The 15,925-nt window shown below is 68.4% G+C and carries 10 protein-coding genes and 1 pseudogene; 8 read left to right on the forward strand and 3 right to left on the reverse strand.

What is annotated here, in order from left to right; translation table 11 throughout:
• Positions 1–11 precede the first annotated feature (11 nt).
• The 3 genes from FL311_RS30860 to FL311_RS30870 are packed head-to-tail and all read left to right on the forward strand — an operon-like array spanning position 12 to position 4,314.
• Positions 12–1,976, forward strand: coding sequence for a hypothetical protein (locus FL311_RS30860; protein WP_228557188.1), 1,965 nt, complete (start codon positions 12–14; stop codon positions 1,974–1,976).
• Between the two features lie 2 nt (positions 1,977–1,978).
• Complete coding sequence (locus FL311_RS30865) at positions 1,979–3,313, forward strand: hypothetical protein (protein WP_141330781.1); 1,335 nt, start codon at positions 1,979–1,981, stop codon at positions 3,311–3,313.
• Positions 3,314–3,366: 53 nt separating this feature from the next.
• On the forward strand, positions 3,367–4,314 hold the full coding sequence (locus FL311_RS30870; protein ID WP_141330761.1) for a DUF4375 domain-containing protein: 948 nt from the start codon (positions 3,367–3,369) through the stop codon (positions 4,312–4,314).
• Between the two features lie 18 nt (positions 4,315–4,332).
• Here the strand turns inward: FL311_RS30870 and FL311_RS30875 are convergent, their stop codons facing one another.
• Complete coding sequence (locus FL311_RS30875; protein ID WP_141330763.1) at positions 4,333–6,387, reverse strand: LamG-like jellyroll fold domain-containing protein; 2,055 nt, start codon at positions 6,385–6,387, stop codon at positions 4,333–4,335.
• Between the two features lie 352 nt (positions 6,388–6,739).
• Here FL311_RS30875 and FL311_RS30880 point away from each other — a divergent pair, with 352 nt between their 5' ends.
• Together FL311_RS30880 and FL311_RS30885 are read left to right on the forward strand one after the other, a co-directional pair.
• Entirely contained in the window at positions 6,740–7,645 is a 906-nt protein-coding gene (locus FL311_RS30880; protein ID WP_141330765.1) for a type 1 glutamine amidotransferase domain-containing protein, read from the forward strand.
• A gap of 34 nt (positions 7,646–7,679) precedes the next feature.
• Positions 7,680–8,561 (forward strand): helix-turn-helix transcriptional regulator, encoded by an 882-nt coding sequence (locus tag FL311_RS30885; RefSeq protein WP_228557187.1) that lies wholly within the window; start codon positions 7,680–7,682, stop codon positions 8,559–8,561.
• Positions 8,562–8,577: 16 nt separating this feature from the next.
• Here the strand turns inward: FL311_RS30885 and FL311_RS30890 are convergent.
• A pseudogene (locus FL311_RS30890) lies at positions 8,578–8,970 on the reverse strand (lectin ESA-2); the annotation flags it as partial.
• 400 nt (positions 8,971–9,370) lie between these two features.
• Between FL311_RS30890 and FL311_RS30895 the strand changes: the two are divergent.
• Positions 9,371–10,264 carry a 1,4-dihydroxy-2-naphthoyl-CoA synthase gene (locus tag FL311_RS30895; protein ID WP_141330771.1) on the forward strand — a complete coding sequence of 298 codons (894 nt, stop codon included), beginning with the start codon at positions 9,371–9,373 and terminating at the stop codon, positions 10,262–10,264.
• Between the two features lie 51 nt (positions 10,265–10,315).
• Here FL311_RS30895 and FL311_RS30900 read toward each other — a convergent pair whose 3' ends face one another.
• Entirely contained in the window at positions 10,316–10,726 is a 411-nt protein-coding gene (locus tag FL311_RS30900) for a VOC family protein (protein WP_141330773.1), read from the reverse strand.
• Between the two features lie 64 nt (positions 10,727–10,790).
• On the opposite strand from FL311_RS30900, the gene FL311_RS30905 reads away from it, so the two are divergent.
• Both FL311_RS30905 and FL311_RS30910 read left to right on the forward strand, forming a co-directional pair.
• The gene (locus tag FL311_RS30905) at positions 10,791–11,741 is read left to right on the forward strand and encodes a hypothetical protein (RefSeq protein ID WP_141330775.1); all 951 of its coding nucleotides are present in this window, start codon (positions 10,791–10,793) and stop codon (positions 11,739–11,741) included.
• Between the two features lie 154 nt (positions 11,742–11,895).
• Positions 11,896–15,210, forward strand: coding sequence for a C45 family autoproteolytic acyltransferase/hydolase (locus FL311_RS30910; RefSeq protein ID WP_141330777.1), 3,315 nt, complete (start codon positions 11,896–11,898; stop codon positions 15,208–15,210).
• Positions 15,211–15,925 lie beyond the last annotated feature (715 nt).

Below are 15,925 nucleotides of genomic sequence, written 5' to 3' on the forward strand. Positions count from 1 at the left end.
GGTCGGGGCCGATGGGCTATCGGCATGGCGTCACCGGCAGGGGCGCTCACGAGGATGGAGCGCGCGGCTCGGGCGGAGGTGGAGGAGCGGTCGCCTGTGGCGGCGAGGCCTTGCCCTCGGGCTGGCCCCGGCTGACCCGAAGCCAGGAGGTGCTGGCTCCCTTCCTGGCGTGTGCGTCGCCCGCGGAGTTCGTGGCCATGCAGCGCGGGGTGGACATGGCCGAGCTGGTGCGGTCCCTCACGGACTGGGACGCCGTTCGCCTGGGCGCCCTGGGGCCGATGGACGCGCCGACCTCGGCCGCGCTCGGTCACAAGCGGGCGGCCTTCATCTCCACGTCCGTGGAGAAGTACGGCGCGCCGTACTCCGAGGTGCTCGCCCTCTTCGTCCTCCACACGGCCTTCGACGACGAGCTGCGCGAGGTGGTGCGGCGGCTGGCCCGCGACAAGCAACTGGGGGAGACGCTGGGGAGCATGCCTGTCGTCCGCGAGGAGCTGAAGCGGCGGGGGCTCGACCTGGAGGGCTTCCCGGAGCGGGGAGAGCAGGGGCGTGACGTGCTGCGCGGGCTGGGGCGCGCGGGCCGGGACATGTTCTCCAGCAGCCTGGTGAGTGGCGAGGCCCGATACGCGGAGCTCATGGTCCTGCGTGGGCAGATGCCTTCGCCGTACCAGGCCGCCATCGACGAGGTGGAGAAGTCCCTGCTCGAGAGGCACTTCTCGCCGGGAAGCGTCTCGGCGGGAGCCTTCGACCACCTCACGTTCGGTGTGCCGGTCGGCTTCTACCACCTGGCGGCGGGGACGGGGCATGGGGCGTACGCGTTGGTGCGGGGCGAGTACGAGCAGGCCACGCGAGCGCTGGCGCCGGCCGCGCTGGCTGTGGCGGTGTACGCCGGGGGCAAGGGCGCTCGTGCTCTCACGGAGTCGCGCGGTAGCCCGAGAGGGCCGCGGATTCCGGCGCTCGACGTGGCTGGCATGAAGGCGCTGATGGCGCGCCTGGAGGAGCAGCTCGGCATCGACGCGGCGCGCGACCTGCTGCGCCACCTCCAGGCGAGCCGCGAGGGTGCCCTCCTGGCCGCCGAGTGGGGAGAGGCGGGACTGCTGGCGCTGTACGAGGCCCGCGGAAACTCCGCGAGGGCGCAGGCCGTGCTGATGGAGACGGTCAGCCGCGAGTCCACTCATGCGGTGGCCACGAGGGGCACGGCGGGAAAGCGCCCCGTCAGCCCGGACCCCTTCGCACAGGACGCGAAGGTGGGCGCCGCGGAGTCCGCGAAGGCGAAGCTGTTCCTGGCGGAGCTGGAGTCCCAGGGGCCCCGTCTGCCGAAGGACGTGAAGCTGCTGAAGCAGATGGCTCCGAGGCTGGAGTCGCCGCCGCCGGGAGTCGAGAAGGGGGCGCCGCTCTGGCGGGAGTACGTCGCCTACCGCAAGAGACGGCTGAGGGAGATTCAGGACGGTGAAGCGGTGAAGGGCCCCCTGAAGTGGGAAGGCTACGAGGGGATGCGCGCCTACCATGCTCGCGGCATGGCCTTCGAGCGGACCATGGTCGCCATCCTGGAGGCAGACGCCGCGCTGCCTCGCGCACAGCGGCGCTGGCTCGGTGACTTCGAGCAGCCGCGCATCGAGACGCACGTGGGCGTGTCGAAGGTGGACTTCCGGTATGCCGACGTCCTCGTCATCGAGGAGCGTCCCCCATCCGGGCAGCCACCTCGGGTGGAGACGTTCAGCTTCAAGAGCCGGAACCTGGCCGCCCTGGATGAAGATGCTCTGATTGTGCAGGTCAGAACGGACGCCAATCTCGCGATGAAGTACTACGGCGGAACGCTCAAGATTCTTCGGGACGGCATGCGACAGCATGCTGATGTGAAGCGAGTGCGTCTCGTGTACCAGGGCAAGGATCTTCTGCCGACAGATGGCGACATGCTCATGGATGCGGTAAAGGGTGCGCAGATTCGGAACAAGGGCGTGGAGGTGCTGTTCCAATGAAGATGACGACGCTGACGCTCCATGACTTGAACAAAGTGGATTGCCTGCGCTTCTTGTTCGATGGGGCTTTCGATTCCGGGAAGGGTGTCGAGCCAGAATTGGTCCCGTTCCTTGAGGCTCTCGAGGAACATGCTGGCGACTGGATGCCAACGTTTGTCAAGACGAGCAGGAGGCGGAAGTACTCTCGAGATGCCGTGTGGCGGGCGATTGAGGAACGGCGCGATGATTACGGCTCGAGCCTGGGGCTGTTTCGCTCAGAGAATCCGGGTGTGTCGCTGGCGCTCTCGCTTGGCTTTACGCAGGAAGAGCCCGGTTTGAGTGTCAGGCTCAGTGTGCAGCCACTCTCCTTCTTTTCGGAGGAGAAGGCTTGTCTTGGTATTGTCGCACTTGCCCGAGCCTGGGCTTCCCGATATCTCGCTCCTCATGCGTCAGCGCATAGCTCGGCGGATCGGCAGCTCACGGATTCTCCCGCCTTCGGACGCGACGATGCGACATGGAAGCCGGATGGATTCGACAAGATCTATGAGCTGTTCTGGCTGAACATCTTCGGCCCCAAGCTGGTCGAATCGGTGGGAAGAGAACGGATGCTCTCGACGCCTGCGCACCTCGTGGAGGAACTCCCCAACGGCTCCGTCCTCTTGGTGTTGTGGCCCACTGCCGCCGAGTTCGCCGGTGACGAGGCGCGTGTCGCGCAGGCCCGAGCCCATGTCCACCTCCGGCCGGACCTCGACTTCGACAAAGTCCTGCGCACGCTGCGGGAGCGCAGCGCCGCGCTCGCACCCGTCGAGCCGCGCTTCCACCCGGATGTGGCGCCGTTCTTCTCGCGGATGCCGGACGAGTTCGCCATCAGCGAGCGGCAACGGAAGATTGCCGAGCTCAACGCCTTCCGACCGCAACCACCGGAGGAGTGGCTCCCTGTCGCCCATCCCTCGGACGTGACGCATCCGGAGCGTGTCCTCGAATCCTACGATGACTTGTCCGAAGGCCTCGTGGCCTTGCTCCACACGGAGGTGCCCTCCATCATGAAGGCGACGCCTGAGTCCCTGACGGACCTCGACTTCCATTTCTGGAAGACCCATTTCCCCGAGCGCTACACGCGCGACGTCCTCGACGGACACACGATACCGGCGTTGGGCGCCTACCTGGGGGAGGTCCTGGTGCGTCGGCTGGGGGGAACCTGGGTGCTGCGGCAGAAGAGGGAAGAGTCCCAGGTGCGCGTGGGCACGCGCGTCTGGCTGCCCTTCCTCCGCGCCCGCCGGTACATGCAGTCCCACCAGGCGCTGCTGGACTGCTCGCTGACGCAGTTCTTCCTCGAGGCCGCGCGGTACCGGACGTGACTCGAGGGCGTGCCTCGGGATTGTCCCGACGAATCCACCAGGTAGGAGATGCCATGTCAGCCGAAGAGCCGAACGATGAAGTCAGCAAGCTGATCGCGGAGCGGCTGATGCGCCTGCCGGACGTCCTCCCTCCCGAGGGCCACGCGTACCACGTCATCGAAGCGCGGAGCGCCGCGGGCGAGAGTGTCGGCTTGTTGTGGATGCCTGGGACCGAAGACGGTGTCCCCGTCTTTCAGGGGCCGGAACTGGCGACGGAGGCGCTCAAGTTCATCCCCGCGCCGGGGAGGCTCGGGTACGACAAGGCTGCGACGGGCTGGGCGGTGCATGCGCTGTCCGCCGATGAGTTCCGCACCCTGTTCATCGACCCGAGCCTGACGCTCTACGTTGTCCTGGCGGTGAGCGACTCCGGCCTCGAGGCACAGCCCTTGACGGAGCCGCGGAGGCCCCTGTCCGGGGCCACTGGAGCGCACCCCCCTCACACGGCAAGCGCCGGTTCGAATCCGCCCCCCACCCAGGGCGCTGGAGGAGGCGTGCTGGGTGTCGAGACGCGCCTTGCTCGCGCGAGCATCGAGAGGCTTCCCCCGGAGGAGCGCCTCTGGAAGCTCATGGAGCCCGCCTTCGACCATTCCGCGCAGGTGGGGACGCATGGCCAGCGGGTGCTGGCCCTCACGACGTACTTCATCCGGGATGTGGAGAATGGTGGGCTGGACCAGGCGCTGTACAACTTCGACCCGGCCGCCGTGGACTTCGTGCTGAAGGCCTTCGATGAGCTTGGCGCTGACGCGCATGCCGCCACGGTACGAGCCGGCCTGCTCGCGCTCTTCGGCGCCACCCCTCCGGCGACGCGGAACGAGCGTCGCCGGATCATCGATGAGCGTCCGCGAGCCTGGCTCAACGAGCACCTCGACCCGCTGAGCAACCAGCTCATGGACGAGGAGCGGCTGCGGAGTCGGTTCCTGCGCTATGTCGATGCTCACCCGTCCGAATTCTTCCGCGACTGAGGAACGGGCCTCGCCCCATCAGCAGCAGTTGCTCGGCTTCCGCGCGATGACGGCGATGAGGACGGCGATGTTGATGAGCAGTTGTGCCAGCACGACGGCCAGGTAGGCGCCCCCGGACGTGAAGAGGCCCACGACCATGAGGATGAGCGACGCGCAGTTGAGGGCGATGGAGACCCAGTTCCCCGTCAGCATGTCCCCCAAAACCTTTCCGAGTGTCCCCGCGACGTAGAGCGCCTTGATGACCTTGATGACGGTGCTGCCGCTGGTGGCGCCCTTGGCCGCCTCGCCAATGGCCTTGAGCAGCGGCGTGCTCTCGCCGACGACCTTGCTCAAGGAGGAGACGGCCCGGCTCGCGGAGAAGCCCAGGCCCACGACGGTCAGGAACAGGCAGAGGGACGTCGCGGCGACGGAGACGACCCAGCCGATGCACTCCGTGTCGACGGCCAATTCCATCCGTCCGCACTCGACGGGGCCCTTGGCGGTGTGGTGGTAGAAGACATACGCGGCGCCCTCCACCTTGCCGGCGATGGCGCCCACCGGCATGCCTCCGGGGCCGTTGCCCTTCGACAGTCCAAGATAGAGATTGTTCCGGAACAGCGAGCGCAGACGGTCCTTCAGCGCCCCGGGAACCGAGGCGAGTACCGGCTCGTAGGCGGCGATGATGGCTTCGATCTGGTCGGGCGAGAGCGAGCTGTTCGCGGGGTAGGGCACCTCGTCGCGGGACCAGCGCACAGCAGGTTCGAGCCGCGCGGACGGAGGCTCCACCGCCAACTGGGTCGAGGTGGTCCCGGGAGGAGGCGTGGACTCCGACGGAGGGGTGCTCACCGTGGCGGGGAAGGCCGTGTTGAGGAGCACCGGCGGATTCCCTGTCACCTGGTTGGTGAGCATGATGCTGCTCCAGGCGTAGTACGCGACGCAGCCCTCCGCGTCCGCGGGCGATTGCGACATGTACTGCTGGACCTCGTTGGCGGAGATGGCGCGGGACCAGAGCGCGGCCGCCTGGAGGTATCCCTGGAGTTCGTTGAGGGTGGACCCGGCGGTGTCCGGGCTGTACGTCGCGCCGAACAGCCACACCGGGTTCGCCAACACCGGCAGGGTGCACGGGATGGTCAGGTCATGCGAGCCGTCGAGGTAGATGAGGACCGTGGAGTTGCTGTACGTGGCCGCCAGGTGATGCCAGGTGCCCGGGGGCAATTGGATGCTGTTCCCCCAGCCGCTGGAGCCTCCCGCCGTATCCAGCTTGAACTCGAGATTGAAGCCTCCGCCATTCCACTGCACGCCCAGGGAGCAGCCGTAGCCGCTGTCCCGGTCCCTGCATGAGAACAGGGTTCGGGACGACTCCTGGAAGTCGGAGGGCGCGTCGAGGTTGAACCAGCCCTGCACGCTGAAGGGGGCTCCGTCCGCCACCACCGTGAGCGCGTCGCGGGGCGAGGGCTGGACACCCGTGTTGATCAGTCGCAGCGCCGGGGCGACCATCAACACCTGGGCGCCGCCCTGGAAGGTGGCCGCGTTGTGATGATTGCCGGAGACGTCGTTGCTCGAGCCGTCGACGAAGCTGTAACACGCGGCGAGGTGGGTGCTCGGCGAGGGGATGTCCCACGTGGGGAGGCGCTCGCCCTCGGGCAGCGCCGTGGACCAGAACGCGACGTTGATGAACTGCGCGCCCACCGTGCTCCCCAGGCTGAACGGGGCGTTGGTCGTGGTGGGGCCGGAGATGAAGCCCTCGATGACCGGCGTGCCATTCGCCCACAAGGTGTAGCTGCCCTGGGTGGTTCCCTGCGACTCGAAGACCAGCAGGAGGTACTGCCATTGGCCTGGCAGCAGTTCGATCTCCGCGCACTGTGGCGTGTTCATCCCAGGGAGCTGCAGGGTGGGGAGCAGCCCATGCAGTCCGATGGAATAGGAGGTGCCGGACCGCAGCAACACCCCGTCATAAGCGGGCGCTCGGGGGTTCAACCAGAAGCCGATGGAGTAGGAGCTGCTCCCGCTCAGGTCGATGGGGCTCGACGTTCCGAGTTGGATGCTCTGTCCGAAGTGGACGTCCGCGGCGCCGTACTGGTAGGTGGGTCTCATGGCGCGGAGCGCATAGCAATGGGTGCGCCAGCTCGGCCCATCGAGGAGCTCGCCCGGTGAGGTCCTGGTTCGGGGGCGCGTGACCCTACTTGGCGCGTCCGGTCGCAACGCAGTTGCGTCTCGCCGGGCCGCACTCGCGCACGAGGGCGAGAGGTATTCGAGACCCACCGGGCTCGTCTGCCGCTGGAGGCGCGTCAGACCTCCTCGAAACTTGCTCCCGTGACCAATAGAGCACCTCTTCCGAGGCAAAGTCCCCGCCGGATGGAGCTCACAGCTGATTGGCGCGTTCGTTCAAGCCCAGGTGACATGGCCTCCCTATCCTGGTGATGACGCTGTCACCAGGAGGGCTTGCATGGATGTGTTTCGTTTGTCTCGCGCGGGGCGGCTCGTGCTCGTCGCGCTGTCGAGTCTGGTGGGTTGCTGGGGTTGTGCTTCATCTCCGACCCGGGCCGTGGTCTTTCCCTCGGAGCCCCTTGCTCCGGCGGAGGTCCGTGCTCCGGGCGCCGTGCTCATGGTCCTCTCGGCGGCCTCCGAGCAGAAGCTCGCGGATGGGAGTGTTCGTCAGACGGGCGTCTTCCTGAACGAGTTCTACGAACCCTACAAGGTGCTCGTCGACGCGGGATATCAGGTCGTGCTCGCGACTCCCGGTGGCCGTGTTCCTTCGTTCGACCCGGAGGGGATGGATCCGAAGTACTGGAAGGAGCACCCCGAGGCGCTCGAGGCGGCCAAGGCGATGGTGACTCGATTGGATGCGCCGGTCTCCATCGCCGACGTTCGGGCTCGGGCGGAGGAATTCCAGGCGCTCCTCGTGCCAGGAGGGCAGGGCGTCATGGTGGACCTGCTCCACGATGCGGAGCTGCACGGGCTGTTGATCGACTTCGGCGCCTCGGGTCGGCCCGTGGGACTCGTCTGCCACGCCCCGGCGCTGCTCTCGCGACTGCCTCCGGATGCGAGCCCCTTCGCGGGGCGACGCGTCACCTCGGTGTCGGGATTCGAGGAGTGGTACATCGAGACCTTCGTCATGGGGGCGCGCGCGGAGGTTCGTGGCATCGGCGACCAGCTCGATGACGCGGGCTACCTCCATGAGACGGCGTTCCCTGGTCGCTCGCGGGCCGTGCGCGATTGCAACCTGGTGACGAGCCAGAACCCGTTCTCCGGGGCGGACTTCAATGCGAGCTTCCTGGCGGCGCTCGGTGATTGGCGCAACGGGGGCCGTTGTGCGCAAGAATCCGGCGGGACGGAGAAGGCCACCCGCTGACGAGGGCTCGCGGACCATGGAGGACCAAGGCGTCATGACGAGCCCGGCCTTGCGCCGGGTGCTCGAGGCCACGGTGGCCCGCTCCTACCCGGAGATCGCCACGGGTGGGCGCGACAAGGTCGCCATCCTCCAGGCGGTGCTGGACGCGCATGGCTGGCGGCCGGTGGTGGAGTTGGGGCTCACGCTTCGGACCCTGTCCGCGCATCCGGTGCTGCGCGCGCTCGGGGCCGGGGCGACGCCCTGGCACACCATGGAGCGTTGGCAGACGCTCGAGCGATTCCTGCACTCGCGTCACCGCACCCGGTTCGTCGAGCGCGACGTGAGCCTCACGCGGATGACCCTTCAGCACGTGGCCATCGATGGGGGCAGGATTCGCGCGGTCAATGACCTGTTCATCTGGGGTGTGCTGGTGGCGGTCCTGGAGTCCGCGGGCTTCACGGGGCTCACCGTGTCGCTCGCGTCGACGGAAGGACGCTCCGTCGTCATCCATGGAGGGCGGGGCCCCAAGGTGCTACCGGCGAAGACCGATGTGGCGACCTTCGCCTGGAAGTCACCGCGGGACGTTCCTGTTCGCGAGAGTCCAGTTCCAGGCGAGGAGTCGCGGTCGGTCCGGGACCGGCTCCAGAAGCTGATGAGCGTGGACCTGCTGCATCCATGGACCTTGGAGGAGTGCGCGCAGCGACTCATCCTCTCCCGCCGAGGACTTCAGCGAGCCTTGCAGGCGGAGGGGACGACGTTCTCCGCCACCCTGCAGCGCACGCGGGTCGAGGCCGCGCATGCGCTGCTCGGTGAGCCGGAGCTGACCTTGACGGATGTGGCGTTCTGCACGGGCTTCGCCGACCAGGCCCATTTCTCGCGGACGTTCCGCAAGTTCAACGAGGTCCCGCCATCCGCGCTGCGAGGGCTCCTGCGATAGCGGTCGGTCAGCCCTGGTCGCCGCGGAAGCCGATGGGGCCTTCGCCGTTGTAGGTCATGGTCCCCGTGAGGGATTGGCCGCCGTTGGGCGAGGTCAGGTCCAGGTTGATGACGTTCTGCCCCTGGCGCGAGCCGAGGACGAAGGTGCCGCCTGGATTCCACGGGGCGGTCGGCCCGCCCCACTGGTTCTCGACGGCGTAGTTGTTCGGGCTGGTGAGGGTGGCGCGGAAGCCGATGGGGCCCTCGCCGTTGTACGTCATGGTTCCCGTCAGCGTCTTTCCTCCATCACTGGAGGAGACCTTCATGGCGACGACGTTCTGCTTCTCCCGACCACCAATCGTCCACGTGCCACCCGGATTCCAAGGAGCCGACGAGCCGCCCCATTGGTTCTGCACCTTGTATGAAGACATACCTGGCACTCCTGTGTTTGTGGGTTGAGGGCCCAAAGACAGGCTTTGTCCAACGTCAATCCGGGTGGGAGGCGCCTGGAGTCGTCTCTGGGTGCGCGGAGGATAAACAGACCGAATTCGAAGGCGATGTGGAAAACAGCGAGTGTGGTTCGGTGATCACTGGGTATGCGATTGGGACTAGCCCTCCGGTCCCGGGTCTCTGGGAGGAATCTGGCAGCGGCATCTGTCCCTGCAGGTGTGCAGCAGAGAGGGCGTCGTCAGGTTTCGAACCAGGCTGCCGTGAGTCGCTCGTTCGATTTCCCGGGGCGACGCGTGAGACGGGCGCGCTCCACGATGGACGCTCCTCACGGGCCGGCGTAGGGTCCGCGCCGGTTCCACCCTTTCTCCCGAGTGAGCACCCATGGTCTCGGCCATCTTCAATCCGGCCCGCTGGAAGCCCGTCGAGGGCCCCAAGTTCAAGGACATCACCTTCCACCGCGCGGTGGACCAGGGCACCGTCCGCATCGCGTTCAACCGCCCCGAGGTGCGCAACGCCTTCCGCCCCCGCACCGTCGACGAGCTGTCCCGCGCCCTCGAGGCCACCCGCTTCATGACCGACGTCGGCTGCGTCCTCATCACCGGCAACGGCCCGTCCCCCAAGGACGGCGGCTGGGCCTTCTGCTCCGGCGGTGACCAGCGCATCCGCGGCAAGGACGGCTACAAGTACGAAGGCGAAGAGGGCGAGTCCGACCCCGCCCGCCTCGGCCGCCTCCACATCCTCGAGGTCCAGCGGCAGATCCGCTTCCTCCCCAAGGCCGTCATCGCCGTCGTCCCCGGCTGGGCCGTCGGCGGCGGGCACAGCCTCCATGTCGTCTGCGACATGACCATCGCCAGCCAGGAACACGCCGTCTTCAAGCAGACCGACGCCGACGTCGCCAGCTTCGACGGCGGCTACGGCTCCGCGCTGCTCGCCCGACAGATCGGCCAGAAGCGCGCCCGGGAGATCTTCTTCGTCGGCGCCAACTACTCCGCCCAGGAGGCCTTCCAGATGGGCATGGTCAACGCCGTGGTCTCCCACGAGAAGCTCGAGGACTTCGCCCTCGAGTGGGCCGCGGAGATCAACACCAAGAGCCCCACCGCCATCAAGATGCTCAAGTACGCCTTCAACCTGCCCGATGACGGCATGGTCGGCCAGCAGCTCTTCGCCGGCGAGGCCACCCGCCTGGCCTACGGCACCGACGAAGCCCAGGAAGGCCGCGACGCCTTCGTCCAGAAGCGCAAGCGCGACTTCAAGCGCTTCCCCTGGTCCTACTGAAGCTCCGACCCGCTTCGGTACCTCCCGGAGCGGGTCGCGCGCGTTCCCTGCCTACGCCGTGACGACCACCGAATCGGCCGAGCGCTTCGAGGGACCGTGGAACACGGCCTCGATGTTGTTCCCATCCGGGTCCAGCATGAACGCCGCGTAGTACCCCGGGTGGTACGGCCGCTCACCCGGTGCGCCGTTGTCCTTCCCGCCCGCCGCCAGCGCCGCCTCGTAGATGCGGTGCACCGTCTCGCGGTCCTTCGCCTGGAAGGCCAGGTGCACGCTGGAGGTCTTCGTCGAGCCCGGGTCCACCGGCGACACGAACAGCTCGTCCGCGAAGAAGTGCCCCGGCCCGTGCGCGCCGATGGGGATGCCCAGCACTCCCAGGATGGCCTGATAGAACCGCCGACTTGCCTCCAGGTCACGGGTGCGCAGGTGCACGTGGTCGAACATCCGGCCGCGATGGAATTCCATGGTTGCTCTCCGCCGATTTGTGCACCCCTAATGGGGTACGCGTGTGAGGAGGCGCGAGGCTGCCATGAAACCCCACTTCCTGACGTTCTTCTGTGAGCTGGCACCGGGTCCACTCGGCGAACTGTTCGACACTGAAGGCGTCCTCGAGGACCTGCGCGAGATGCGCGCGGGCGTGAGCCTGGGGCTCGTGGATCTGACGGGTGAGCGCGCCCAGGTCGTCCGCAGACTCAACCGCGAGGGCATCCCCGTCACCGCGTGGCTCCTGCTCCCTCCCGAGCAGGGCTATTGGTTCCACGCCGGCAACATCGTGCAGGCCCGCGCGCGCTACGAGGCCTTCCGCACCTGGTCCGCCCAGCACGACCTCAAGTGGGCGAGCGTGGGCCTGGACATCGAGCCCGACATCGAGGAGCTGCGCCGCTGGGCCCGCGCGCCCCTGAGAAGCCTCCCGGGAATGCTGTCGCGCCTCATCCTGCGCGGAGGCCGCTCGCGCGACGCCAAGGCCGGCTACCGCGCGCTCGTCGAGCGCATCCGCGCGGATGGCCACAAGGTGGACACGTACCAGTTCCCCTTCATCGTCGACGAGCGCCAGGCGCGCTCCTCCGTCCTGCGCCGCGTGGCGGGCATGCTCGACGTGCCCACGGACCGCGAGGTGCTGATGCTCTACACCAGCTTCGTGCGCCCCCAGGGCCCCGCGCTGCTGTGGAGCTACGCGCCCGGCTCCACCTCCATCGCCGTGGGCAGCACGGGCGGCGGCGTGGAGCTGCCGGGGCTGCTCGCGTCAGCTCCGCTGGATTGGACCGAGCTGTCGAGAGACCTGCGACTGGCGGTGCGGTGGACGCACGACCTGCACGTGTTCAGCCTGGAGGGCTGCGTGAAGCAGGGCTTCCTGCCCCGGCTGCGCGACTTCAACTGGGACGCGCCCGTGGAGCCGCCCTGGGTGGATTCCCGGCGCGTGGACGCCGTGCGCCGGGCCGCGCGCAGCGTTCTTGGCGTGTCGGGCCGCTTGCTGCGCTGAAGCGAGCAGGGCAGCGCACATCTGGCGGGACGGAAGGCGCCTCGCGTCAAGGTGCGGCGGCGGACCGGAAGGGTTGACGCTCGGAGCGCACGGCAGTGTCATGCGCCCCGACTCCCCGAGCTTCAAGCCCCCGCAGGCTCGGGATGGGAACACCATGACCGACTCCTGTCCGACGACGAAGCTCCTCGGCGCGCTCGTGCTCTCCACGAGCCTGCTCACGGCCGCCCCCGCCGTGGCCGCCGCGCCCGTCAACTCCACCACCGTCCCCAACGGAGGCTTCGAGACCGCGGGCGGCGCCTCGTCCGTGCCCGCGTTCTGGACGGCCCGGGGCTCGGGCAAGGTGTCCTCGAGCGGCGCGCGCAAGGCGGAGGGCTCGCGCGGCCTGCTCATCGAGAGCCCGCAGGGCGGGGGAGAGACCACCGTCGAGTCTGGCGAGCTGAAGCTCCAGGTCGGCCAGCTCTACCGGCTGAGCGCGTGGGTGCGCACCCAGGACGTCCAGGCGGACCCGCTCGCGCGCTATCCCACGCCCCACGGCGCGTGTGTCTCGATGAAGAGCTTCCCCTTCACCAACTGCACGCCCGCCACCAGCGCGGACGCGGGGGGCCGCGCCTCCGTCGTCTTCTTCGCCACCCAGGCCACGGACCGCGTGCAGCTCCACCTGGGCCGCAACGGCAAGGCCACCGGCTCCGTCTGGTACGACGACGTGCGCGTCGAGCCCGTGGAGGACATCAACGCGTACGTGCCGCTGGAGTCCGTGAGATGGGCGGGCAAGGGCTTCCGCTACGACGACGGCGGGTGGATCTACGTCCACATCGAGGGCGACCCGTACGAGCGCGGCCACCAGTTCGGTGAGCTCGTGCCGCAGGAGATCGTCCGCTACATGGAGAAGCTCGGCGTCCAGAAGGACAAGGCCGACCCGGCGAAGGGCTGGAGCCACCAGCGGCTGCTCGCGGACTCGCTCTTCCTGCGCAAGTTCGACCCCGAGTACCTGGAGGAGATGAAGGGAATCGCGGACGGCGCGAACAAGGCCGGGGCGAAGTTCAAGGACCGCCCCCTGGACCTCATCGACATCGTCACGCTCAACACCGCCGTGGACGCGGGCCAGCTCGAGGAGGCCAACCGCGCCACCTCCACCTCGCTGTCCGGCCGCACCTTCCTCAAGGCCGAGGACGAGGCCGAGCGCGGAGGGAAGGGTGACCACTGCTCGTCCTTCGTCGCCACGAAGTCCGCCACCAAGGATGGCCGCGCCATCATGGGGCAGATCTTCATGTGGAACGGCTACACCGGCGTCCACTGGGACGTGGTGCTGGACGTGCAGCCCACGCGCGGCCACCGCTTCGTGATGCAGACCTTCCCGGGCGGCATCCACAGCGGCGCGGACTGGTTCATCAACGCAGCCGGCATCGTCATCGGCGAGACGACGGTGGGCCAGACGCCGTTCGACCCGAACGGCACGCCGCAGAGCAACCGCATCCGCAAGGCCGCGCAGTACGCGTCCTCCATCGACGACGTCGCGCGCATCATGAAGGACCAGAACAATGGCCTGTACACCAACGACTGGACGCTCGCGGACACGAAGACGGACGAGGGCGCGTGCCTGTTGCTCGGCACGAAGAAGACGCGCCTGTGGCGCACCGGCAGCAAGGGCAACGCCGCCGACACGCCGGGCAACCTCAAGGACTTCATCTGGGCGAACAACAACAACCGTGACCTGGAGGTCCGCAAGGAATCCGTCTCCAACCCGGACAACGCCCCCGCGGACCTGGCCTTCAACACGTGGAACCGCGACATCGCCTTCTGGGAGTACTACCAGCAGCACGGCAAGAAGGGCTTCGACCTGGACTCGGCCATCCGCATGCTGGCCTCCAGCCCCATCAACCGGCCCCACGCGTGCGACGGGAAGATCACCACGTCCGAGATGGCCGAGAAGATGATGTTCCTGGCCCACTACGGGAAGACGACGCTGCGCGAGAAGATGATCGGCAGCCGATTCATGCCGGACCTGCCCGGCGCCACGCCGCACCTGTCCCTGGGCTACACGACGTTCAGCCCGCTCTACGTCTCCGCCAAGCTCAAGCAGGCCCAGAAGACGTGGAAGGCGCCCGAGGAGCCGCAGGCCCTCAAGCGTGACTTCTCCCGCGTGAAGGACGCCGTCGGCTTCGACGAAAAGCTCCTGTGGTCCAACACGCTCTTCCCCGCGACGGATGGCGAGAACTGGCTGATCAGCGGCACCGCCGCGTACTGGAAGCTGCTCAAGGACGTCTCCGGGCAGGAGGGCAAGCAGGACAAGGCGTTCGAGGCGCAGCGGGACGTGCTCGCGGACCTCAATGACCGCTACCTCTTCACGACCTCGCGCGAGGCGGACGTCGCGCCGGCCTCCGCGAAGACGGAGTACGGGCGCTACGGCACGTACCTGGTGCCTCGGGTCAAGGGCACCTTCGCGCTGCACCAGCTCCGCCTGCTCGTGGGCAACGAGGGCTTCAGCAAGGTGATGAACGCCGTGCACGCGAAGTACGCGAACAAGGACATCACCACCGCGGACTTCAAGCGCCTGGCGCAGGAGGCCTCGGGCAAGGACGTGGGCGCCTTCGTCGGCCAGTGGCTGGAGCGCACGGGCCTGCCGCAGCCTCGCTTCAAGGCGAGCGCGGCGCAGGTGAAGGACGGCTACGAGGTGACGCTGAAGGTGGAGCAGCCGGGCCCCAAGCCCTGGCACTTCGTCACGCTGGTGGAGGTGCGCACCGCGAAGGGCTCCACGCTGGAGCGCATCGAGGTGAAGGCCGCCGCGAACGAGACCTTCGTCCTGAAGACGGCCGAGGCGCCGGTGCGCGTGGTGTTCAACGCGGGCAACGACGTGCCCGTGGTGCGTGAGCGCTTCCAGGTGCTGGGCAACCAGACGGACGCGTGGGAGCGGCTGCTGCTGGTGCACGGCACCGCGCGCCAGACGGAGTCCATGCGCACGCTGGCGCTGGGCTACCGCGAGGTGCTCGCGGATGTGTTCACCGAGCGGCTGGTCCCCATCGCGCCGGACGCCGAGGTGACGGACGCGCAGCTCGCGGACCGGGACCTGGTCCTCTTCGGTGGCGCGGAGGACAACGCGCTGCTCGCGCGGCTGGCCTCGGAGAAGAAGCTCCCGGTGGAGTTGGGGCGGCGCTTCTTCCGCTGGCAGGGGAAGACGTATGGGCGCCCGGATGACGGCATCGCGATGGCGCTGCCCAACCCGTGGAACCCGAAGCGCGCGCTGTACCTCTACGTCGCCAACAGCGGCCTCCAGCTGTGGCAGATGACGCGGACCTATCAGCGCAACCTGCAGGGCTGGGCCGTGTTCCGCGGCGGGGACGTGGCCTCGAAGGGGTTCCACGACCTGGATGCCCTGTCGCAGGACGTCGCGGTGACGCCGGCCCCGCCCGCGACGCCGGCCCCCGCGGCTCCCGCCGCGCCCGTTCCGGCGCCCGTGATGGGTCAGCGCTGACGCGTGGACCCCGAGGCGAGCCCTGGTGAAGGGCTCGTCGTCGTGGGGGCGGTGGGCAGCGCCCCCCTGGTCGCCGTGGTGGACCGAGGGGCGAGCTCTCCGGAAAGGCTCGGAGGGCGTCGAGGCCAGGTGCGCCGTGGCGGACCAGGCGGCGAACCCGACTGACGGGTTCGTCGTGAAGTGCCCGGGGTCGTCGGTGCCTGGCGCTTGTCCTCGAGGCGGACCGCCACAGGGCCAGGCGCCGTCGTGGAGGTGCGCTCTGGACGCCGTGGATGCGTCGGACGGGCTCAGGTCGGCGGGTCCCGACGCGTCGCCTCACGGGGGCACGGTCAGCGCGCGGGCTCTCACGCTCGGAGCGACCCGCGAGGGGCTCGCGGGTCTGCTCTGACGGAGACTTGCGTGAGCGCCAGGAAAGCTCGGAATGGCCCGGATGGCGCGACCCGAGGAATAGGGTGGCCGCCCGTGTGTTTTTCCCGCCTGCCTGGATGGACGCCGGCCCTTCGGGTCCGGCAGATTCCGGCGTCCCCCAATTCTCCCGGAGCCTCATGAGCCCCAAGAAGTTCATTGCCCACCGAGCCTGGGCCAGCAGCGCCCTCGGCACCCTTCTCCTGACTGGCTGCGCCAGCGCGCCCCAGCCCGCGCCCACCGCCGAGACGCCTCCGGCCGTCGAGGCCGCGCCCGCCGCCGAAGCGCCTCCCGTGGCCGAAGCGCCCGC

Source organism: Myxococcus sp. AB025B, from assembly GCF_006518215.1.
GTDB lineage: Bacteria > Myxococcota > Myxococcia > Myxococcales > Myxococcaceae > Myxococcus > Myxococcus fulvus.

What these genes read in the sequence shown, in the direction of transcription:
- FL311_RS30870 (WP_141330761.1), top strand. Translation starts at nt 3,367, where the DNA reads ATGTCAGCCGAAGAGCCGAACGATGAAGTCAGCAAGCTGATCGCGGAG.
- FL311_RS30900 (WP_141330773.1), bottom strand. Translation starts at nt 10,726, where the DNA reads ATGGAATTCCATCGCGGCCGGATGTTCGACCACGTGCACCTGCGCACC.
- FL311_RS30875 (WP_141330763.1), bottom strand. Translation starts at nt 6,387, where the DNA reads ATGAGACCCACCTACCAGTACGGCGCCGCGGACGTCCACTTCGGACAG.
- FL311_RS30885 (WP_228557187.1), top strand. Translation starts at nt 7,680, where the DNA reads ATGACGAGCCCGGCCTTGCGCCGGGTGCTCGAGGCCACGGTGGCCCGC.
- FL311_RS30895 (WP_141330771.1), top strand. Translation starts at nt 9,371, where the DNA reads ATGGTCTCGGCCATCTTCAATCCGGCCCGCTGGAAGCCCGTCGAGGGC.
- FL311_RS30865 (WP_141330781.1), top strand. Translation starts at nt 1,979, where the DNA reads ATGACGACGCTGACGCTCCATGACTTGAACAAAGTGGATTGCCTGCGC.
- FL311_RS30910 (WP_141330777.1), top strand. Translation starts at nt 11,896, where the DNA reads ATGACCGACTCCTGTCCGACGACGAAGCTCCTCGGCGCGCTCGTGCTC.
- FL311_RS30880 (WP_141330765.1), top strand. Translation starts at nt 6,740, where the DNA reads ATGGATGTGTTTCGTTTGTCTCGCGCGGGGCGGCTCGTGCTCGTCGCG.
- FL311_RS30905 (WP_141330775.1), top strand. Translation starts at nt 10,791, where the DNA reads ATGAAACCCCACTTCCTGACGTTCTTCTGTGAGCTGGCACCGGGTCCA.
- FL311_RS30860 (WP_228557188.1), top strand. Translation starts at nt 12, where the DNA reads ATGGGCTATCGGCATGGCGTCACCGGCAGGGGCGCTCACGAGGATGGA.